Origin of the sequence: uncultured Leifsonia sp. (assembly GCF_945957465.1) — a bacterium.
Taxonomy (GTDB): domain Bacteria; phylum Actinomycetota; class Actinomycetes; order Actinomycetales; family Microbacteriaceae; genus Leifsonia.
On sequence record NZ_CAMFLC010000036.1, the window covers coordinates 12,491 to 33,845 of the forward strand.

Below are 21,355 nucleotides of genomic sequence, written 5' to 3' on the forward strand. Positions count from 1 at the left end.
TCCGGTGGACGGCGAGCGGGGTCAGGAGGCGGGGCAGGTCGGCAGCCCGGTGGTGCTCGAACCGCTGCTCACGGCCTTCAGCACGGCGAGCGAGTCGGCGAGCGTGTTCACCGCGAAGACGTGGAGGCCGGATGGAACATGGCCGGTGACCTCGTCGCAGTTCGACGCCGGTGCGAGGAAGTAGCTCGCCCCGCCGCTGTCGCGCGCCGCGAACATCTTCTGCCGGATCCCGCCGATCGGCCCGATGGTGCCGGTGTTGTCGATGGTGCCGGTGCCCGCGACCTTCTTGCCTCCGTTGAGCTTGCCGGGGGTCAGCTTGTCGATGATCCCCAGGGCGAACATCTGGCCGGCGCTCGGGCCGCCGACGTTGTTGAGCTGGATGTTCACATCGAACGGGAAGCTGTATTCCATCCCGGCTCCGATGCCCAGGACGACCTGTCCCTGCATCTTCTCCGGCGTGATCTCGACGGTCGAGGCTGCGCCGTCGCGCACGATGCCGATCTCGGCCGGTTTGCCGGCGCCGTTGGCGGTCACCGCACTGCGCAGCTCGGCGACGCTGGTGACCGTCGTGCCGTTCACGCTGGTGATCTCGTCGCCGGTCTTCAGCACCTTCGCCGCGGGACTGCCGGTGATCAGCTGCTTGACCTCGACGTTCTGCGGGAACCGGTACCCCAGCTCGTTGAGAGCTGCGGCGATCGCGTCCTGCTGCGAGTCCACCATGAGGGCCGCGTTGGCGGCGTTGGACTGCTCGGTGGTCGTCCCGGGAGGGAAGACCTCGTCGATCGGCTGCACGGCACGGCTCGGATCGAACCAGGCGCCGACGATGTCAAACCAGCTCGGCCGCTGGTCCGGGTTGCCGACGACCGACACCGTCAGCAGGTCGAGAGAACCCGCCGTCGGATAGGTGGTCCGGCTCGGGATGGTGATGAGCTGCTTGGCGTCCGCCGACGGCTGCGACCCGACCGCCTGGTCGGTGCCGAGGGTGTTGTAGACCGGCCCCGGCTGCTCGATGACGAACGGTGCGGGGACGAGGGCGAGGACCAGGGCGAGCACGACGGCCACGCCGATCGAGACCCATCCGGCGATCACCCGGCGGGAGGGTGCCACCCGCTCGCCCTCGACGGGCGTCTCCGGTCGGTCGTCGTCGGTGAACAACGTCACGTGCAGTCCCTTCGGTGGTGTTCGCCACGGGCGCACAGCACACGGCCCGGCCCGAGCCGATTCTCACCCGGCTCACGACGATCACGGGCTAGCGTAGATCCCAAGCCTGGAAAGCCGTAATCGACGGCGCAATCCATTCGAGACGAGGGGCGCACCATGGCCGACGATCCGAACAAGGAACCGGACGACGAGTTCCGGGACATGCTCCGCGAGTTCCTGTCGGGCGACTCCTCGATCGACCCGAGCCAGCTCGCCGGAGCGGCGGGCCTCCCGAACGATCCCGCCGCGATCCAGCAGCTGCTGGGTCAGCTGCAGAACGCCCTCCTGAACCCGGGGGGCGGAATCAACTGGGACCTGGCGGCCCAGCAGGCGCGCACGCTCGCCGGCGAGGGTGCCCACGCCGTCACGCCGGCCGAGCGCTCCGCCCTCGATCAGGCGTTCAACGTCGCGGCGCTCTGGCTCGACGAGGCCACGACAGTCGCCGGGCTCTCGGCGCCGCCCGAGCTGATCGGCCGCGCCGAGTGGGCCCGACAGACGATGCCGCTGTGGACGCAGCTGGCCGAACCCGTCGCCCTCAGCATCTCCGACGCCCTCACCCGCGTTCTCACCGAGCAGGCGCCGGAGGAGATGCAGGGCATGATCCAGAATGCCGGCCAGGTGATGCGCTCGGTGGGCGGTGCCCTCTTCGCGATGCAGCTGGGCCACGTGGTCGGCCAGCTCTCGAAGGAGGTCGTCTCGGGGGGCGACATCGGCATCCCGCTGCTCGCCGACGGCGCGGCGGCGCTCATCCCGCAGAACGTGGCCGAGTTCGGCGACGGCCTCGACATCCCGCTCGACCAGGTGCAGCTGTATCTGGCGGTCCGCGAGCTCGCGCACGCACGGCTGTTCCGGCACGCCAAGTGGCTCCGCCTCCAACTCATCACGCAGATCACCGCGTTCGCCCGCGGCATCACGATCGACACCGACCGCCTCGAGTCGCTCGCCGAGAGCTTCGACCCGTCCAACCCCGAGGAGCTGCGCGAGGCCATGGTCTCCGGCGCTTTGATCCCGCCCAAGACCGAGGAGCAGCAGGAGGCCCTGGAGCGGCTGGAGACCGTGCTCGCCCTGGTCGAAGGATGGGTCGACGTGGTCACGGCCGCAGCGACGCGCCTGCTCCCGAAGGCCGACGCGATCGCGGAGACCGTGCGCCGTCGCCGTGCCGCGGGCGGCCCGGCGGAGTCGGCCTTCGCCACGCTCGTCGGCCTCGAACTGCGTCCCCGGCGGCTGCGCGACGCGGCGGCGATGTGGCAGGCCGTCACCGACGCGGTCGGCCAGGAGGCCCGCGACGGGCTCTGGTCGCACCCCGATCTCCTCCCCCAAGCCGCCGACCTCGACGACCCGTCGGCGCTCGTCGCCCGGCTCACCGCCGCGGCCTCGGGACAGGAGCCGGAGCGCGACGAGTTCGACCAGGCGCTCGAAGACCTGCTGCGAGGCGACGGCGAGCGGCCGACGGAGGAATGACCGGTCCGATCGGCACGACACCTGTGGACGGCGGCCCCCGCTCCCGCTTGTCTGTGGATAACGCCTGATCGGCGTCGGCGGCCCGGCAGGATGACCGGATGGTCTACCAGCTCGATCCCACGATCCCCCGCGTGTGGCGTTCGCCGCACGCCCTCCAGTTCGGCGTGGAGCGTCCGCGTCTCGTGCTCGATCCGCTCGACGCCGCAGGCGAACGGATGGTCTCCGCGCTGGCCGGCGGCGTCGCCCTCGGCGCCCTCCGGCTCATCGCACGTAGCGCGGGCGCGGGTCCGGACGCCGCCGATGCCCTGATCGCGCAGCTGGAGCCCGTCCTCGCCCACGGCCCGGGTCGGAGCGATCCGGGGGCACGCGATCCGATCGTCGTGCTCGACGGTTCCGGGCCGACGGCAGCGCGCATCCTCTCCCTGCTGCGGGAGGCCGGGGTCGACGCGCGAAGCGGCCTCTCCGCCGACGATCCCGCGGTCGACGACGCCGCGGCGGCGGTCGTGATCGCGTCGTTCGCGGTTGCGCCGCACCGTCATCAGCGGTGGCTGCGCCGCGACATCCCGCATCTGGCGGTCGTGTTCGGCGACGCAGGGGCGACCGTCGGGCCGCTCGTGCGGCCGGGCGAGACCGCGTGTCTGCGCTGCCTCGACCTGCATCGCCGCGACCGGGACCCGGCATGGCCCGCCTTGGCGGCTCAGCTGCACACGCGCCCGGCGCCCGGCGAGTCGGAACTGGTCTGCGGGGCCGTCGCCTCCTCGGCCGCGGCACTCGTGCTCGCCGCGATCGACGCGCCCCGGGACCCTCGGTCGCCGGCGGCCGGCCACGATGTGCCGACCGCAACGGCTACGGCCTGCCGCTACGACGCCGCCAGCGCGCGTTGGACGGAGATCGGCTGGGAGCCGCATTCCGAATGCGGGTGCTTGACTCCGCTCTGCCGTGCTCCGGCGGATCTCACTCCGCCGGAAGCTCCGAGCGAGGCGTCGCTCGCGGCGGTGCCAGCTCGGCGAGGAACCGGGACGGCTGCCGAGAGCTCGGACGGCCCGGCTGGTTGCTCCGCTGCGCCCAGCTCAGCCGCAGGCGACGCCGGGCGCGCGTGATGCCGACATAGAGCAGGCGGCGCTCCTCGTCGACCTGCTCGAAGGTGGAGGCGTAGCTGATCGGCACGAGTCCCTCGGAGAGCCCGACCAGGTGCACGGAGTCCCACTCGAGGCCCTTGGCCGCGTGCAGGGTGGCCAGAGTCACGGCCGACAGCGTGGGCTCATGCTGGCCGGCCTGACGCGCCAGCAGCTCGTCCGTGAACCGCCGGAAGGTCGCTCCCTCCGGCATCTCGTCGACCAGTCCCATGATCGCGTTCAGCGACTCCCAGCGCTCGCGCACCGCCCCGCGGCCCTCAGGCGGCCGCACCGACCAGCCGAGCGTGCGCAGGACGTCGCTCACCGATTTGAACAGCGGCTCGTCGGTGGCGGCCACGCTGGCGGCACGGAGCGTCATGATCGCCTGCCGCACCTCCGGGAGGTCGAAGAAGCGCTTGGAGCCGCGCAACTGGTAGCTGATGCCGAGGTCGCCGAGCGCCTGTTCGAGAGCGGCGGCCTGGACGTTGACCCGATAGAGCACCGCGATGCTCTCGGGTCGGGCTCCCGCTGCGAGCTCCTGGGCGATCCTGTCCGCCACGGCGCGCGCCTCAGCGCGGTCGTCCTCGAACGAGTCGGGAGGCGGAACCCCGTCACCCGGGCGAGCGTCCTGGACGGCGTGCAAGGTGAGAGCGCCCGAACGCCCGCGCATGAGCCGGTTCGCAGTGTCGACCACCGGCGGTACCGACCGGTAGTTCTGCTCCAGCCGCACAACGGTCGCCCCCGGGTGCTCGCGCTCGAAATCGAGGAGGTACTCGCTCCGAGCACCCGCGAACGAGTAGATCGTCTGACTGGCATCGCCCACGACGCACAGGTCGCGTCGCGTGCCGAGCCAGAGGCCGAGCAGCTGGTGCTGCAACGGCGAGACGTCCTGATACTCGTCGACGACGAAGAAGCGGTACTGCTCACGCACCTGCATCGCGACCGACGGCTCGGACTCGATCATCCCGGCGCAGACGAGCAGCACGTCCTCGAAGTCGATCTGCTTGCGCTCGTCCTTGAGCTCCTCGTACGTGCGGTGGAGGTCGATCAGCGTGTCCGCCGTCAGGGTGCCGGGCAACGGACGCGAGCCCAGGGCGGCGGCGTACTCCTCCAGGCCGAGGCCGGACACCTTGCGCCACTCGATCTCGGCGGCGACGTCGCGCAGGGTCGCCGTGTCCACTCGCACTCCCAGCTTCTCGGCGGCGTGGCCGAGGACGCGGCCCTTGCCGTCGAGCACGCTCGGGAGCTGACCGCCGACGACCTGCGGCCAGAAGTAGTTGAGCTGCGCCAGGGCCGCCGCGTGGAACGTGCGAGCCGCGACGCCTCCGGCGCCGAGTTGACGCAGCCGCCCGCGCAGCTCGGCCGCCGCCCGGTTGGTGAACGTCAGTGCCATGACACGGTTGGGCGTGAAGGCGCCGGAAGCGACCCCGTAGGCGATGCGGTGCGTGATCGCCCGGGTCTTGCCTGTCCCGGCGCCGGCGAGCACGCACACCGGCCCGAAGAGCGCCTCGGCCGCGACGCGCTGCTGCGCGTCCAGGCCCGCGAGGAGGGCCTCCGGACCGGAGGCGCGCGCCTCCCCCGGCGCACCACCCGTACTCACGGGGCGACTGTCACTCACGACGGCCGTCGCTCACGGGGCGGCCGGCGGCTCGTCGAGCGATCCGCCGTACCAGTCCTCGATCAGTGCGCGCGCGATCGACGACCGCCCGGGCAGGATCACCTGGTCGCGCGCCTCCCACAGCTCGACGCGACTGAACCAGCGCAGGTCGAGGATCTCCTCACCGTCGGGCGCCAGCGCTGCCGGCGGCTGGTCGTCGGCCAGACGCGCCGACATGCCCACCATCACGGACGCCGGGAACGGCCAGGGCTGCGAGCCCTTGTAGCGGGCGTCGACGACCCGGACGCCCGCCTCCTCGAAGATCTCGCGCTCGACGGCGGACTCGAACGACTCGCCGGGCTCCACGAAGCCGGCGAGCAGCGAATACCGGGAGTTCTCCCACATCGCGTTCGACCCGAGCAGCAGCCGGTCGTCCGCATCGAGCACGGTGACGATCACGGCGGGGTCGGTGCGCGGGAACACTTCCGAGCCGTCTTCGAAGCAGCGGCGGACCCAGCCCGCCTGCTCGACGACGGTGGGGGTTCCGCATCGCGGGCAGTGCGTGTGGGACGCATGCCAGTTCGCGATCGCGAGGGCCTCGGTGAACAGCCCGGCGTCGCGGTCGCTGAGAGCGGTGGCGACCGTGCGCAGGTTGCCCCAGCGTGCCTCGTCCGGCTCCAGCTCGGCCGCGGCGGCATCCGTGAGCACCTCGAGGACGACGGCCGAGCCGGCCGGTTCGCCCGGCGCGTCCACCAGCGTGCGTCCCAGGTAGACGCGGAGCAGCGCAGCGGTCACCCGCTCCACGGGCAGCAGGTCGAGGGCGGCGGGTCCGGCGCCGGGAGCGCTCCAGCCGTCGGAGGCGGGCGTCGCCGCTGCGACGCTCTCCGGCGTGAGGAGGGCACGGCCCTTCCAGAGCGCGAGGACGCGCGTGGTCGGCTCCTCCCACAGCTCGTCGAACAGAGCGGGCCGGGAACGCGCGGCGTGGTCGCGGTCGATCGCGTGACGCGAGAGCGGGAGCGCGGCGAGCGGCAGCGCGGACGTCGGAGCGGACGACATCGAGATCCCTTCGGGGGCAGAGCGGATTGCAAGGCGTGGCGGAACGACCCACGCGGGGAAGTCCATTTAGCCTAGGTCCATGGCCAGATCCCCTCTCACTCTAGCCGCGCTGGCCAGCTCGGCCGTGCCCGACCTCACCGTCTCCGGTGCCCGTGGTCACTCCGCCGACGGCGCAGGCGAGTTCGACTCCGCGGTGCTCACGTCGCCGGACGGCAGCGAGCGAATCGTGCGGGTGCCGCTCACTCAGGCGGCCGAGACGGAGCAGAGCTCCGACCTCGTCGCGCTGCGCGCTCTCACGACCGGAATCCGCAGCCGGCTGCCGTTCGACGTGCCCACCTACCTGGGCCAGACACCCGTCGGGGGCACCCGCGCGATCGTCTACGACTTCCTTCCCGGCGAGCACGTCGCGGTCGAAGACGTTCCGCCGGGCGACGGGCTGGCCGGCTCGATCGGCCACGCCATCGCGGCCATCCACACCCTCCCCACCAGCTTCGTCGGCGAGGCGGGTCTCCCCGTGCTCTCGGCGGCCGAGTGCCTCTCGTCGACGGCCGCGCTCATCGAGTCGGCCGCCGCGACCGGAAAGCTGCCCGCTGCCCTGCGCGAGCGCTGGCGCGACGCCGTCGCCGACCACTCGATCTGGCAGTTCCAGCCGACCGTGATCAACGGCGCGCTGTCTGCGGACTCGTTCCTCATCGAGGGCGAGACGGTCGACGCCGTCCTCGGCTGGTCCGCGCTCCGCGTCGGCGACCCTGCGCGTGACCTGCACTGGTTGCTGGCGATGAACCCGGAGGCCACGGACGGCGCGCTGATCGCCTATGCGTCCACCCGCCAGGTCGCCACCGACCGTCAGTTCACCCAGCGTGCGATGCTGTACGCCGAGCTGGAGGTCGCGCGCTGGCTGCTGCACGGCCGCGAGCTGCGCGACCAGAGCATCGTGGACGACGCGGTGCAGATGCTCGACGGCCTGGTCGACCGGGTCCACAGCAACGCCGTCACGCCGCTGTCGACGGCGACCGGGCCGATCATGGCGATCGACGACGTCGAGGCCATGCTCGACCGCACACCCGGAGACCGCGCAGCCGTCCGGCCGGGCGGCATGCGCCCGGTCGACGACTCCGCCGCCGGCTGACCGCCCCCTCACCTCAGCTCCTCACCGCTCCCCTCCCGCCGCGCGGCCACCTTCCTCGTGAGGGGCACGAGCGTCAGCGGGTCGCGGCGGCCCACAACTCCGCGAGCTCGTCCTCCGAGTACAGGCGACGCGGGCGGATCACGCGGTCGTCGGCCACGAAGTAGAAGACCGCGTCGATGCGTCCCGGGTCGATTCCCGCGTGACGGGCATAGGCGAGGCGATACAGGGCGAGCTGCAGCTGCTTGCGCTCCAGGTCGTCGTCGTCGCGCGGCGCCTTGCCGGTCTTCCAGTCGACGATCTGCACATCGTGCTCGCCGTCGCCGTCGTCCGGCCCGAGTGCGTACACCGCATCGAGCTTGCAGACGACGACCTGCCCGGCCAGTGTCACGTGGATCTCGAGCTCGACCTCCTGCGGCGCCCTCGCGGCCCACTCGCTCGCCGCGAACGTCGCCTGCAGGTCGGCCAGGGCCTCGGCGCCGAGCAGCTCGCCGGCGGGATCGTCCAGTTCTGTCGCGGCCGAGTCGAGCACGTCGGAGGCCCCGCCCGGCACGCCGTAGCGCTCTTCGACCCAGCGGTGGAAGAGCGTACCGAGACGCGTCTGCCGGTACGGCCGTTCGGGCATCGGCCGGCGCAGCCGGCCCGCGACACCCGCCGGGTCGCTCACGAAGTCTTTGAACCGCGAGGCGGGGATCCGCGTCGGCAGCTCGACGAGGCCGTCCTCGGCCTCCCGGCGGGCGCGCTCGGCGAGCAGCAGGTCGACGTCCAGGGCGTAGACCCCGCCGTCTCCCGGGCCGCGCTCACGTGCAGCGCGGACCGCCTCGGCAGCGGCCTCCACCCGGGTGCGGCGCGGGCCCAGTGGATCGAGCGGCCACACGACGGTACGCGACTCGGGTGCGAGCGGGTTCTCGTCCACGTCGTCGCACGCCGGGAACGCGTCGGGCGGCAGCAGACCCGCCTGCTGCAGTTCGAGCAGGTAGGCGCCGGGCCCGCGCGGACGCGACTGCGTCGACCAGTACGAGCCGCTCAGCAGAAGGCTCTCGCGCGCCCGCGTCACGGCCACATAGATCAAGCGGCGCTGCTCGTCGAGGTGTCGGCTCACATTCGCGGCTTCGAAGTCCGAGATCGCTTCGTCGACCTGCTTCTGGTCCTCCGCGGTGCGCCACGGCAGAACGGGCAGTTCGGCCGAGTCGCCCCGGAACTCGTTCGGCAGCTGGCCGAACGCCAGCCAGCCGCGCTTGCTCTGGGGCGGCCCCGGCAGCTCGCCGTCGACGAGCCGCGGCACCGCGACGACGTCCCACTCCAGCCCTTTCGCACCGTGGATGGTGAGGATCTGAACCGTGCCCGGCTCGGGGTCCTCGCTGCGTGGCGCGAGGTTGTCGCGCTGCTCGGCCTCGGCGAGCCAGGCGAGGAAAGAGCCGAGCGTCGCCCGGTCGTCGCTGGCGAGGTACGAGGCCACCTGCTCGGCGAAGGCGTCGAGCGACGCCTGTCCGAGCTGCGCCGACTCGTTCGCCGCGACCTCGATGTCGAGTCGCAACTCCTGCTGCACGAGCGTGACCAGATCGAGGAGGTCGAGGCCGGAGTGCGACCGCAGCTGGTCGAGTTGACGTCCTGCGGAGCGAAGACGCTCCAGCCCGACGGGGCTGAACCCGGCCAGCTGGCCGTGACCGTCCGGGGCCTCCACCACGAAGTCGAGCGCATCGACGAGGGACGCCGACTCCTCGGCCACGACCGATCCTCGCAATCGCTCGCGGACCTCCGGGTCGAGGGTCTGGAAGCGATGGTCGCGGGCGGCCAGCCAGCTCGCGACCCGACGCAGCGCCGCGATGTCGCGCGGGCCGATGCGCCAGCGCGCCCCGGTCAGGAGCCGGATCAGCTCGGAGCCGGCGGTGGGGTCGTGCATGACCCGCAGGGCACTGACCAGGTCGGCGACGACGGGCTGCTCCAGCAGGCCGCCGAGACCGAGCACGTGATAGGGCACCCCGCGCTCGGCGAGCGCACCGGTGAACGCGTCGATCTTCTTGATCGAGCGGCAGAGCAGCGCGGCCGACGGAGGCCGGCCGGTGCGATCACGTCGGGCCAGCCGTGCGCGCAACCACTCGGCGATCGCCGCCGCTTCGTCCTCCACGGTCTGCTCGAACACGTGGTCGAGCTCGCCGGCCGCCGCCCCGGGGCGCGGCTGCAACTGCTCCACCTGCACCGGCGACCCGGCCGAAAGCGGTGCGACGAGGGTGTTCGCCGCGTCGAGCACCCGCGTCGGGTTCCGCCAGCTGGTGCTCAAGGCATAGGACGCCGCACCGTCCCGGCCTCCGCCGAAGTCCACGGGGAACCGACCGAGGTTGGCGGCGCTCGCGCCGCGCCAGCCGTAGATCGACTGATGCGGGTCGCCCACCGCCATGACGGCCTCGCCGGCGAACAGCGCGGCGAGCAGCCGCGTCTGCACCACAGAGGTGTCCTGATACTCATCGAGCAGGACGACCCGGTAGCGCCGGCGGTAGTCGTCGACCACGGCAGGGATGCGTTCGCACACCGAGAGGGCCAGTGCGACCTGGTCCGAGTACTCCACGAACCCGCGGCGGCGCTTCTCGTCGGCGAACCGCTCGGCCAGGTCGAGCAGCGGGGGCAGCGAGCCGACCGCGGCGACCGCCGCGCGCACGGAGGCGTAGGCGTCCTTGACGCGTGCGCTGCCGGTCGGCAGCTCGAGCAGGCCGCCGAAGCCCTCGATCATCCGGTGCACGTCACGGGCGTCGGCGACGTTCTCGCTCAGAGCGCGGCTGAGCTCGAGCACGGCGGTGGTGACCGCATCGACGCTCTTGTCGAGCTCGACCAGCCGGTCGTCCGAGCTGGCGACGACGACACGGCGGGCGAGCTGCCAGGCGGACGCCTCGCTGAGCACCGCCGACTCCGGCTCACGGCCGATCAGGAGGGCGTTCTCGCGGAAGATCGCGTTGGCGAAGGCGTTGTAGGTGGCGATCTCCGGGGCGTCGAACGGATCGAAGACGACATCCGTCAGGCCGGAGGCGGCCAGCTGCTCGATGCGGCGCCGCACGCGCTCGGCGAGCTCGCCGGCCGCCTTGCGGGTGAACGTCAGTCCCAGGATCTCCGGGACCCGCACAAGGCCGTTGGCGAGCAGCCAGACCACGCGATTCGCCATCGTCTCGGTCTTGCCGCTGCCGGCCCCCGCGACGACGATCGCCGGCGCGAGCGGCGCCTCGATCACCGCCTCCTGTTGCGATGTCGGACGCGGCAGGCCCAGCGCCTCGGCGATCTCCGCGGCGCTCAGCCGGCGGGAGGGGCGCGTCGGCGCCGTGTCTTCTGCCGCTGCCGCGAACGCCAACTCGACGAGATCGAGGCCTGCCCGCTCGTCGGCGACCCCGGGCTGATCGGCGAGGTCCAGAAGTCCGTCGTCGTTCATGGCCGATCGCCTTCCCTGCGCTCCCGTTTCATGCGCTCACCGCCGGAACCAGATGGATGCGATAGCTGTACGCGGCGTGCGGGTCCCGGTCGCCCAGGTCGACCACGCCGGCGAACGTGGCGCCGGCCATGCCCTCCGCTGCGACGGCGACGCGCTCCTCCAGTCGCCGCAGCGCCTCCTCGTCGACGCGTTCCTGCACGACCTCCCGATACGCCTTGCCGCGCACGCCCTTGGCGACGAAGAGCAGCTTGGCGCCGCCCGGAGGCCGTTCGCCGGCCTCCACGGCGCCGTGCTCGAGTGCGAGCTGATACGCGCCCAGCTGTGCGTGGGAGGCCGTCTCGGCAGCGCTCGGGACGCTGCGTCCGGTCTTCAGGTCGACGATCACGACCGCGCCGTCCGGAGTCTCCTCGACCCGGTCGATCTTGCCGCTGATGCGGGCGCGCCCGAGGTCGAGCTCGAAAGCGCCCTCGGAGCCGAGCAGGCGGCCGCCCGCACGACGGAAGTCGCGCAGATACTCCGACACACCTGCGACCAGCCCCTGCGTGCGGCGTCGCTCGCGCTCCTCGATCCACGGCGACTCGAACTGCAGCTGGGTCCAACGGCGCTCGATGCCGGCCCACAGCACGTCGACGCTCGTCTCGTCGGTCGCTCCGGCCTCTTCGAGGACCGCGTGGACGACCGTGCCGATGCCGGCCGCAAGACCGCTCGGCGACGCCGCCATCTCATCGATGAACCACACCAGCGGCGACTTCTCGAACGTCCCCAGGCGCGATGGCGACACCTTCACCATCGCCTCCGGATCGTCCAGGTCGACGAGGGGCTCCGTCGTCGACGGCTCGACCAGGCCGTACCACTCGGAGGGGTCGGCACCCTCCACGCCTGCGTCGGCCAGCCGCGCGAGTGCGTCGGCCGCATCCGGCGACCCGGTCGTCACGAGCCGGCGGCGCAGCCGGCCGACCATGCCCCGCAACGAAAGCGGGTGGATGCCCGGATCGTCGTCTTCGACGGCGAGTTCGGCGGCCAGCCGGAGGAACGGGGAAGGCTGCTCGTCGTCGTTGGCGGTCGCGGTCAGCAGCACCTGACGGCGTGCCCGCGACACGGCGAGGGCGAACATGCGCAGTTCGTCGCCGAGCACCTCGGCCCGCTCGTCCGCGGTCTCGGGATGGCGGCCCGCCAGGGCGTCGTCGAGTTCCTGCGGGTGCAACAGCGAACCGCGCAGCCGCAGGTTGGGCCACACGCTCTCTTGGAGGCCCGCGACCGCGACCACCTCGAACTCCCGTCCGACCGTGGCGCTCGGGGTGCAGACGAGGACCGCGTCTCCGGTGGTGCGCGCCGCGAGCGTGTCCTCCGGAACCTCGGCCCCCAGCAGCTCGACGACGAAGTCGGCCGCCGGCCGTTCGGGCGACCGCTCGACGAACCGGCGGGCGGCGGTGAAGAGCGCGACGACACCGTCGAGATGCCGGTCGGCCTCGTCCGCGACGATGCCGGAGCGCCCCGACTGCTCGAGCCAGCGCGACGCGAGGCCGCTGCGCTCCCACGCGTGCCAGAGCAGCTCCTCGATCGTGGCCCCGGCCGCGGCCTTCTGCCGGCAGCCGCGCAGCGTCTCGGCGAGCCGCGCCGCACGGCGGGCCGGCGAGGAGTCGATCGTCGCGAGGTGCGCCGGCTCCGCGAGCGCCTCGACCAGGAGGTCGTCGCCCGGCCGGTTGCCCTCGCCGGCAAGCTCTTCCTGACGCAGCGCGAGGCGCAGTCGCCTCAGGCTGATGGCGTCGAGACCCCCGAACGGCCCGAGCAGCAGCTCGGTCGCCACTTCCGGGGTCAGCGTTTCAGGGCCGAGGGCCACCCCCGCGATGGTGACGAGCTGGCGAGCGGCGTAGTCGTCACGCAGCGGCCGGCCGGCGATGCTGGTCGTCGTCGGCACCTCCGCTACGGCGAGTGATCGCGCGAGGCCGGGGATGTGGGCTCCCGACCGCACCACGACGGCCATGCTGCTCCACGGCACACCGTCGATGAGTCTCCGCTCCCGAAGCAGGCGCGCGAGCCGCGCCGCCTCGGCAGGTGCGGACGACGCCCGCACCACGACGATCTCGGGCCCGGCGTCCTCCGCCGGCCGACGGGCCGGCACGGCGACGCGGTGCACACCGGCGGCCGCGGTGCCGATGCGCTCGGTGACGCGGGAGGTCAGCTCGCGCAGCACAGGCGTCTGGCGGTGCGCCGTGCCCAGGACGATGCGCGTCACCGGAACGCCGAGGCGCGAGCCGAGCTGTCCGAGCGCGGACACCTCCGCCCCGCGGAAGGTGGTGGAGGCGACGTCGGGGTCGCCGAACGCGATCACCGCGACGCCACGGGCGGCGACGGCGCGCAGCAGGGCGATGGTGGCCACCGTCGCCTCCTGGAGGTCGTCGACGAAGAGGGCGCGCAGACCGTCGAGGGCGCTGCCCTCGCGCACGACGGAGACGGCGGAGGCGATCAGCTCGGCCGAGTCGACGAACCCGCCGCGGAAGCTGTCGAGGACGCTCTGGTACTCGGCGATGAACCGAGCGGCCGCCCTCCACTCGTCACGACCGGTGATCGCCCCGAGCTCGGCGAGGCGGCCGGGGGTCACACCGCGCTCCGCGCAGCGGCCGATGAGCTCGCGGAGCTCGGTCCGGAAGCCGCGCAGCACGCGCACCTCTGGACCCAGCGACTCCGGCCAGGCCGGCCCGGTGCCGTCCTCCAGATGGCCGTTCAGCAGCTCGGCGATGATCTGGTCCTGGTCGCCTCCCGTCAGCAATCGGGGCGGCTCCCAGCCCATTCGCTTCGACTGCTCGCCCACCAGCTGGAACGCGAGCGAGGTGGCCGTGCGCGCGAGCGGGCCGGGCGTCGGCACGCCCAGCCGCAGGGCGATGCGGTCGCGCAGCGCCGTCGCGGCGGTGCGCGAGGCGCTCAGCGCGAGAACCTGGGAGGCATCGTAGCCCCGCCGGTGCACGCGCTCGGCGACCGCCTCCACGAGCACCGAGGTCTTGCCCGTCCCTGGCGCGCCGAGGACGGCGGCCGACACGCCGTCGGGCAGTTCGAGCACCCGGCGCTGCGCCGGGTCGAGGTCGAGGGGCCGGTCGGCATCGTGGATGCGCGGTCGGAAACCTCGGGCTGTCATGTCCTTCACGGTATCGGCGTCCGCCGACAGAGAACGCGACCGAGCCCCGCGAGCCGTGTGCCGTAGTCTGAACTCGCAACCGCCGGTCTGATTCGAAAGGCACAATCCCGTGGAGATCCGCATCGGAATCGTCAACGCCCCCCGCGAGCTCAGCTTCGAGTCGGCCCAGTCGGCCGAGGAGCTCACCGAGCAGATCCAGGCCGGCCTCACCAGCGGCACCGGCATCCTCAAGCTCGCGGACGACAAGGGCCGCGTCTACATCGTCCCCACCGCCGGCATCGCCTACGTGGAGGTCGGCACCGAGGAGTCGCGCCGCATCGGCTTCGTCGGCTAGATTCCCTCCGTGGAACTGCTCTTCGTCGCGCTCGCCGGCGCCATCCTCGGCCTCGGCGCCCGGTACCTCTTGCCGCATCGTCACACGCACGGCTCCGTGCTCATCCCGGCTCTCGGCGTGAGCGTGGCGTGCATCCTCTGGGTCGCCCTCACCTGGGCGGGGCTGAAGTGGGACGGCGGCTGGATCTGGTGGATCACGCTGCTGGGGACCGCGGCGATCGTCGTGGTGACCGACCTCGTGATCGGGCGCGTGCGAACCGACCACGACGAAAAGCTGTTGCACACGCTCGCCAAGGGCGCCATCGCCCGCTGACGTGTGTCGGCACCGGAGGACTTCCGCCGGCGGCTACGACGAAAGGGCACGCTGCGGAGGACTTTGGCCGCATCCCAGGGAGGTTCTCCTCCGTTGCCTGCGCTCGGACCGAGACTCCGGGTGAGATTCCTCCGTTACCGACCCGCCGCGCTCAGGCGGTCAGGCCCAGCGCGTCCATGCGGCGCGTGTGCGCCGCGATCAGCTCGGTGAAGATCGGCTCGATCCGCTCCTCGTCCGCCGCCCGGTTGCCCGACAGGTGGAGTGCGGAGCGGGCGACCAGGAGCGTGTCGCCGACCAGGCGGCGACCCCACATCGCCAGCCGCGATCCCAGCTGCGGGTCGGTCGCGATCTCGGCGCGCAGCACCTCCAGCAGACCCTCCTGTCCGGAGTCGGAGCCGAGGAGCTGGGCCATGCGCGGGCCGACGTCGCCCGGCAGGCCTGCGGCCAGCCGGATGAAGAAGTCGTCGAGCAGGCCGCCGGTCATCAGAGCGGCCAGCAACGTCTCGCGCCAGTCCGAGCCGATCAGCAGGGCGCGGAAGCCCTCGATCTCGTCGGCGAACGGGCGCATCACCGCCGCGGGCTCGTCGCCGCGGCGGCGGATCTCCGCCACGATGCCCTGGTGCTTCGACAGCGCCAGTCCCGCGGCGACCGCGACGGCCTCCTTCGCGCGCAGCGCATCGACGCTCTTCGCACCGGGCGCGTCGGTGTCGGCCGCCACCCGCGAGAGCGTCTGGAACTGCTCCAGCTGCAGATAGGCCGCTTGGCCCAGATACGGCAGGAGGTCGGGCATCACCTCGTGCAGGTCGACGCGAACGGAGGGCGGCCGCGGGGCGCGCGGCGCGAGGCGGGGAAGCTCGACCGCGGGCCGGCGTCTGGTGAACCACGTTGACACGTACAGCAGTGTAACGGGGAGGTCTACTAAGCTTGTGGTGCCGTCGGCGCAGGATCGACGGCCCTGCGCCTGCGAAGAGAGACAGGGCGTGGACTCACTTTTCGAACCGACAGGCAACACTTACGTGACTTTCTCCGAACTCAACATCGATCAGGACATGGTGGACGCCCTTGCGGCCAAGGGCATCGTCGAGCCGTTCCCGATCCAGACCCAGACCATCCCGCTCGCACTCGACGGCCAGGACATCATCGGCCAGGCCAAGACGGGCACGGGCAAGACTTTCGGCTTCGGCCTCCCGATCATCCAGCGGCTCGGCCTCGACCCGGCTCCCGGCGTGCAGGCTCTCGTCGTCGTCCCGACGCGCGAGCTCGCCGTGCAGGTCTACGAAGACCTCGAGCAGGCCGCTTCCAACCGTCCGACGACCGTCACCGCCATCTACGGCGGCAAGGCATACGAGGGCCAGATCGCACAGCTCAAGGCCGGCGCGCAGATCGTCGTCGGCACCCCCGGCCGCCTGCTCGACCTGGCCGGCCAGCGCCTCCTCAACCTCTCCAATGTGCGCGAGATGGTGCTCGACGAGGCCGACAAGATGCTCGACCTCGGCTTCCTGTCCGACATCGAGAAGCTGTTCGCGCAGACCCCCGCGACCCGCCACACGATGCTGTTCTCTGCCACGATGCCCGGCCCGATCGTGGCGCTGGCGCGCCGGTTCATGACGCGCCCGATCCACATCCGCGCCACGGACCCCGACGAGGGCCAGGTGCAGGCCAACATCAAGCACCTCATCTACCGCGCGCACTCGCTCGACAAGGACGAGGTGGTCGCGCGCATCCTCCAGGCCGAGGGCCGCGGCAAGACCGTGATCTTCACCCGCACCAAGCGGGCTGCGGCCAAGCTGGTGGAGGAGCTCGGCGACCGCGGCTTCAACACCGCCGCCGTGCACGGCGACCTCAACCAGGAACAGCGCGAGCGGGCGATGGCCGCCTTCAAGGCCGGCAAGAAGGACGTGCTCATCGCGACCGACGTCGCCGCCCGCGGCATCGACGTCGACGACGTCACGCACGTCATCAACCACACCATTCCGGACGACGAGAAGACCTACCTGCACCGCGCCGGCCGCACCGGCCGCGCGGGCAAGACCGGTGTCGCGGTCACGTTCGTCGACTGGGAGGACCTCCACAAGTGGGCGCTCATCAACCGCGCCCTCGAGTTCGGCCAGCCCGAGCCCACCGAGACGTACTCGTCGTCGCCGCACCTCTACAGTGATCTCGGCATCCCCGAGGGCGCGAAGGGCCGCCTCAAGTCGACGCCGGCGGTCAAGGCGCCCGAGAACCAGGACGGCGCGCGTCGCGACTCGACCGGTCCGGCCAACCAGGGCGAGGGCCGCTCGCGCAACCGGCGCCGCCGCACCCGCTCCGGTTCGGCTGCCGCGTCCGGCGGCGAGGCCACCGCGGCGACCGCTGACGGCGAGCAGAAGGCTCCCGCCACGGGGACGCACGATGGCGGCGGCTCGCAGCACCACGACGGCAAAGGCGCCCCGCGCCGGCGCCGTCGCCGCTCCCGTGGCGGCTCGCCCGCGACCCCCGCGAGCTGAGCTCCGGACGAACCGACAGGAGAACGCCGTCTGCCGCCCTGCTGCAGGCGGCGTTCTCCGTCAGCGGGCCACCGACGCTCGGTACCAGCGCCGACACTCGGTACCAGCACCGACGCTCAGTACCAGCACCGACGCTCAGTACCAGTTCGGGTCGTGACTCATCTCGAAGTTCCAGGCGGCGCACGGCGAGCCGTAGGCGCGGTTGATGTAGTCGAGACCCCAGTCGACCTGGGTGTTCTGGTTGGTCATCCAGTCGGGGCCCGCGGACGCCATCTTGCTCGCGGGCAGCGACTGCGGGATGCCGTAAGCGCCGCTGGAGGTGTTGTACGCATCGGCACGCCAGCCCGACTCGTGATTCCACAGCTTGATGAGACAGCCCATCTGGTCCTGCCCCCAGCCGAACGCGGCCAGTCGGCTGGACGCATAGGCCTGTGCTGCGGCAGGGTCGACGTTCATGCCGGGAGGTGGAGCGAAGCCGTCGGCGCCGCCGCCCGTGTTGGCCGCAGCGGCCGCGGCCGCGGCGGCTGCCAGACCCGCCGCACGCTGCTGCTCGACGGACGCCGCGGTGTTCTGGAGGGAGGCGAGCTGCGCGTAGAGCGTGTTCGCGTGTGACTTCTGGTCGGCGAGTTGCGCGTCGGCGGCCGCTTTCGCATCGTTGGCCGCCTGCAGGGCCTTCTGCGCGTCCTTGTCGAGCTGGTCCCGGATCTTCTGCGCCGCCGTGGCCTGCTCGCTGAGCGCCGCCGCCGTGTTCTTCTGCTCGGCGGCTTGGGCGAACAGCGCCGAAGCCTGGTCGGCCAGCCTCGAGACCGCTCCGAGCTGGTAGAGCAGCGATTCGCGGGAGCTGTCCGCGCCCGGCGCCCCCGCTCCCCCGAGGAAGAGCCGGATCGAAACGTCGGAGGTGCCCGAGCGCGTGAGCTGCGCCGCGAACTTGCCGCTCTGCGCGCGAAGCTCGTCGGCCTTCGCAGCGGCCGATTGCGCCTGACCCGCGAGATCCTGCTCCTTGGCGGTCGCCGCCGCCAGGGCGGCCTCCGCCTGCCCGTACTCGCCCAGGCGCTTCACCGCCAGATCGCCGGCCGCGTTGGCCGCGGTCTGCAACGAGGCGAGCAGGCCGTTGATCCGATCGACCTCCGCCTGCGCCGCGGCGACGTTCGCCTTCGCCGCCTGCACATCGTCCCAGGAAGGGTACGCGTCCGCGTTCGCGGGTGCTGCTCCGCCGGCCACCGTGAGCGCGCCGACCAGCGCCGCAATCGTGATCGAAGACGTCCAAAGCCGCCGAGACACTCGAACCTCGCTTCCCGATCCCCGCGGACCAGGCTAACGGTGGATTCCGCTCAGGCGTAGAAAGGCGCCGCGCCTGTCGCTTCTTCGATCATGCGGTCGACGACGGCGGGATCGGTGGTGTTCTCCCCCAGCCGGTTCGGTTTTCCCGCGCCGTGATAGTCGCTGGAGCCGGTGATCGCGAGTCCGTACTTCTCGGCGTAGCGGCGCAGCTCGGCCACGCCGTCCGGCCGGTTCTCCCGGTGATCGAGCTCCAGCCCGAACAGGCCGGCGTCGACGAGTCTGCGGAGTCGCGGCTCCGGGATGACCCCGCGGCTGTTCGTCGCAGGGTGCGCGAGCACCGGCACGCCTCCCGCTCCGCGGATCAGACGGACGCCGGTCATCGGATCGGGAGCGTAGTGAGGCTGGAAGTAGCCGCTGCGCCAGTGCAGGATGCCGGCGAACGCGGCGCTACGGTCTGCGGCGAGGCCACGGGCGACGAGGGCGTCCGCGATGTGCGGCCGGCCGACCGTCGCGCCCTCGGTCGCCTGAGCGAGCACATCGTCCCAGGTGATGTCGTAGTCGGCGGCGATTCGTCGCACCATGTCCTCCGCCCGGCGCATGCGGCCCTCGCGGATTCGCAGCGTCTCGGCGACCAGCGCATCGTTCGCCGGGTCGAAGAGATAGCCGAGCATGTGGACGCTGGCGAACTCGACGCGGGTCGACAATTCCATCCCCGGAATCACCGTCACGCCCGCCTCGGAGCCTGCTGCGGCGGCGCCGGCCCATCCCGCGGTCGAGTCGTGGTCGGTGAGCGCGACGGCTCCGAGCCCGGCGGCGGCGGCCGCGCGCACCAGCTCGGCGGGGGTCTCCGTGCCGTCCGACACGCTCGAGTGCGTGTGGAGGTCCACGGGCCCGCGGAACAGTCGCTCGGCAGCCATGACCCCAATCCTATGAGTGCGAGAATGGTCGGCATGTCGTCCGAGAACACCACAGCACCCGCCCGCACCGAGCAGGACGCCCCCCGCGCGACCGCGAACCGGTCGACCACGCCGGGCTCCGACGCCTTCCGCGCGTACATCGGCAGCAATTGGGCCGAGCGTCCCGAGGTGCTTCCCGGCGCCCGCGAGCAGGCGTCCTACGCTGCCGCGCGCCGCGCCCGCGTGTCGGAGCTGTACCCGGGACGCCGGCTGATCATCCCGGCCGGCCGGCTCAAGCAGCGCTCCAACGACACCGACTTCCCCTTCCGCGCGCACTCCGCGTTCGCGCACCTCACCGGCTGGGGCTCCGACTCCGAGCCGGGCAGCGTGCTCGTCCTCGAACCGACGGGCTCCGGCCACGAGGCGACCCTCTACTTCCGCGAGCGGGCGGGACGCGACTCGGACGAGTTCTACGCCAATCCCGAGATCGGGGAGTTCTGGATCGGACCGCGGCCGTCGCTGGCGCAGGTCGCCGGCGACCTCGACCTCCCCACCCGGGGCATCGCCGACGTGGAGGCCGTGCTCGACTCCGTCGACGCCGCCACCGTCGTGCTGCGCGAGGCGGACCCGGAGCTGACCGACCGTGTCGACGCGGCCCGCCTGGTGCTCGCCGCCGAGGCGGGCGCCGACCTCGACCCGGAGGACCACGGCGACGACGACGCCCTCGCGCGGGACCTCTCCGAGCTGCGCCTGGTCAAGGACGCGTTCGAGATCGCGGAGCTGCGCGCGGCCATCGCAGCGACGGCCGCCGGCTTCGACGACGTGATCGCCGACCTCCCGCGCATCGTCGCGCACCCGCGCGGGGAGCGTCTCGTCGAGGGTGTCTTCAACGGGCGCGCCCGCGCCGACGGCAACGCGGTCGGCTACGACACCATCGCCGCCAGCGGCCCGCATGCCTGCATCCTGCACTGGACGCGCAACGACGGCCCCGTGATCCCCGGCGACCTCATCCTGCTCGACGCGGGCGTCGAGGTCGACAGCTACTACACCGCCGACATCACGCGAACGTTCCCCATCGACGGCGCCTTCACCGAGACGCAGCGACTGGTGTACGAGACGGTTCGCGAAGCCGCCGACGCCGCATTCGCCATCGTGCGCCCCGGCATCCGGTTCCGCGAGATCCACGCGGCGGCGATGGCCGTGATCGCACGCCGGACGGCGGAGTGGGGGCTGCTTCCGGTAACCGCCGAGGAGGCCGTCCAGGCCGACAACCAGCATCACCGCCGATACATGGTGCACGGCACCAGCCACCACCTCGGGCTCGACGTCCACGACTGCGCACAGGCGCGTCGCGAGCTGTATCTCGACGGCGTGCTGGAGCCCGGCATGGTGTTCACGATCGAGCCGGGGCTGTACTTCCAGCCCGACGACCTCACCGTGCCCGAGCGCTTCCGCGGCATCGGAGTGCGCATCGAGGACAACATCCTCGTCACCGCCGACGGCGCCGAGAACCTCTCCATCGCGCTCCCGCGCACCGCGGACGACGTGGAGGCCTGGGTGCGGCGCCTCAGCGCCCGCTGAGCGCACCGCCCCACCCGTCCCGCACGCCGAGGGGCGCCTTAACGCCCCCAAAACGCCGTTTTAGGGGCATCAACGCGCCCCTCGCGCGCCCTTCGGACCCCTCGCGACGCCCCTCGCGCGCCCTTCGGACCCCTCGCGACGCCCCTCGCGCGCCCTTCGGATCCCTCGCGACGCCCCGCGGCGTCCCGAAGTCCGAGGGGCGCCTTAACGCCCCTAAGACGCCGTTTTAGGGGCGTTAAGGCGCCCCTCGGGCGCCCCTCAGGGCGTTGAGGCGCCCCTCGGGTGCCCCTCAGGGCGTTGAGGCGCCCCTCGGGCGCCCCTGGGGTCGGGTCAGGCGCTGTCTCTTATACACATCTGACGCT

General features: G+C 72.1%; 14 protein-coding genes. 6 read left to right on the forward strand and 8 right to left on the reverse strand.

Annotation, left to right across the window (positions count from 1 at the left end):
- Positions 1-21: 21 nt before the first annotated feature.
- The gene (locus tag Q0Q23_RS14775) at positions 22-1,155 is read right to left on the reverse strand and encodes a PDZ domain-containing protein (RefSeq protein WP_295125588.1); all 1,134 of its coding nucleotides are present in this window, start codon (positions 1,153-1,155) and stop codon (positions 22-24) included.
- A 162-nt stretch (positions 1,156-1,317) separates the two neighbouring features.
- Between Q0Q23_RS14775 and Q0Q23_RS14780 the strand changes: the two genes are divergently transcribed.
- A complete protein-coding gene (locus tag Q0Q23_RS14780; protein ID WP_295125551.1) occupies positions 1,318-2,661 on the forward strand; it encodes a zinc-dependent metalloprotease in 1,344 nt (447 codons plus the stop codon).
- A gap of 954 nt (positions 2,662-3,615) precedes the next feature.
- Here Q0Q23_RS14780 and Q0Q23_RS14785 read toward each other — a convergent pair.
- Entirely contained in the window at positions 3,616-5,376 is a 1,761-nt protein-coding gene (locus Q0Q23_RS14785; RefSeq protein WP_295125554.1) for an ATP-dependent helicase, read from the reverse strand.
- Between the two features lie 30 nt (positions 5,377-5,406).
- Positions 5,407-6,429: an NAD(+) diphosphatase gene (nudC, locus tag Q0Q23_RS14790; RefSeq protein ID WP_295125557.1), complete on the reverse strand. Its 1,023-nt coding sequence runs from the start codon at positions 6,427-6,429 to the stop codon at positions 5,407-5,409.
- A 79-nt stretch (positions 6,430-6,508) separates the two neighbouring features.
- Here nudC and Q0Q23_RS14795 point away from each other — a divergent pair, with 79 nt between their 5' ends.
- The gene (locus Q0Q23_RS14795) at positions 6,509-7,558 is read left to right on the forward strand and encodes a phosphotransferase (protein ID WP_295125560.1); all 1,050 of its coding nucleotides are present in this window, start codon (positions 6,509-6,511) and stop codon (positions 7,556-7,558) included.
- A gap of 73 nt (positions 7,559-7,631) precedes the next feature.
- On the opposite strand, the gene Q0Q23_RS14800 is transcribed toward Q0Q23_RS14795, so the two are convergent.
- Entirely contained in the window at positions 7,632-10,970 is a 3,339-nt protein-coding gene (locus Q0Q23_RS14800) for an ATP-dependent DNA helicase (RefSeq protein WP_295125563.1), read from the reverse strand.
- Between the two features lie 28 nt (positions 10,971-10,998).
- The gene (locus Q0Q23_RS14805; protein ID WP_295125565.1) at positions 10,999-14,103 is read right to left on the reverse strand and encodes an ATP-dependent DNA helicase; all 3,105 of its coding nucleotides are present in this window, start codon (positions 14,101-14,103) and stop codon (positions 10,999-11,001) included.
- Positions 14,104-14,212: 109 nt separating this feature from the next.
- Between Q0Q23_RS14805 and Q0Q23_RS14810 the strand changes: the two genes are divergently transcribed.
- Positions 14,213-14,437, forward strand: a complete 225-nt coding sequence (locus tag Q0Q23_RS14810) for a DUF3107 domain-containing protein (RefSeq protein ID WP_179606823.1) — start codon at positions 14,213-14,215, stop codon at positions 14,435-14,437.
- Positions 14,438-14,446: 9 nt separating this feature from the next.
- Complete coding sequence (locus Q0Q23_RS14815; protein WP_295125571.1) at positions 14,447-14,749, forward strand: hypothetical protein; 303 nt, start codon at positions 14,447-14,449, stop codon at positions 14,747-14,749.
- Positions 14,750-14,900: 151 nt separating this feature from the next.
- On the opposite strand, the gene Q0Q23_RS14820 is transcribed toward Q0Q23_RS14815, so the two are convergent.
- On the reverse strand, positions 14,901-15,641 hold the full coding sequence (locus tag Q0Q23_RS14820; protein WP_295125573.1) for a ferritin-like fold-containing protein: 741 nt from the start codon (positions 15,639-15,641) through the stop codon (positions 14,901-14,903).
- Positions 15,642-15,765: 124 nt separating this feature from the next.
- Here Q0Q23_RS14820 and Q0Q23_RS14825 point away from each other — a divergent pair, with 124 nt between their 5' ends.
- Positions 15,766-17,235, forward strand: a complete 1,470-nt coding sequence (locus tag Q0Q23_RS14825; protein ID WP_295125575.1) for a DEAD/DEAH box helicase — start codon at positions 15,766-15,768, stop codon at positions 17,233-17,235.
- A 135-nt stretch (positions 17,236-17,370) separates the two neighbouring features.
- Here the strand turns inward: Q0Q23_RS14825 and Q0Q23_RS14830 are convergent, their stop codons facing one another.
- Together Q0Q23_RS14830 and Q0Q23_RS14835 are read right to left on the reverse strand one after the other, a co-directional pair.
- On the reverse strand, positions 17,371-18,516 hold the full coding sequence (locus Q0Q23_RS14830; protein ID WP_295125577.1) for a hypothetical protein: 1,146 nt from the start codon (positions 18,514-18,516) through the stop codon (positions 17,371-17,373).
- A 50-nt stretch (positions 18,517-18,566) separates the two neighbouring features.
- A complete protein-coding gene (locus Q0Q23_RS14835) occupies positions 18,567-19,433 on the reverse strand; it encodes a PHP domain-containing protein (protein ID WP_295125581.1) in 867 nt (288 codons plus the stop codon).
- A 33-nt stretch (positions 19,434-19,466) separates the two neighbouring features.
- Between Q0Q23_RS14835 and Q0Q23_RS14840 the strand changes: the two genes are divergently transcribed.
- Complete coding sequence (locus tag Q0Q23_RS14840) at positions 19,467-20,993, forward strand: aminopeptidase P family protein (protein WP_295125584.1); 1,527 nt, start codon at positions 19,467-19,469, stop codon at positions 20,991-20,993.
- Positions 20,994-21,355 lie beyond the last annotated feature (362 nt).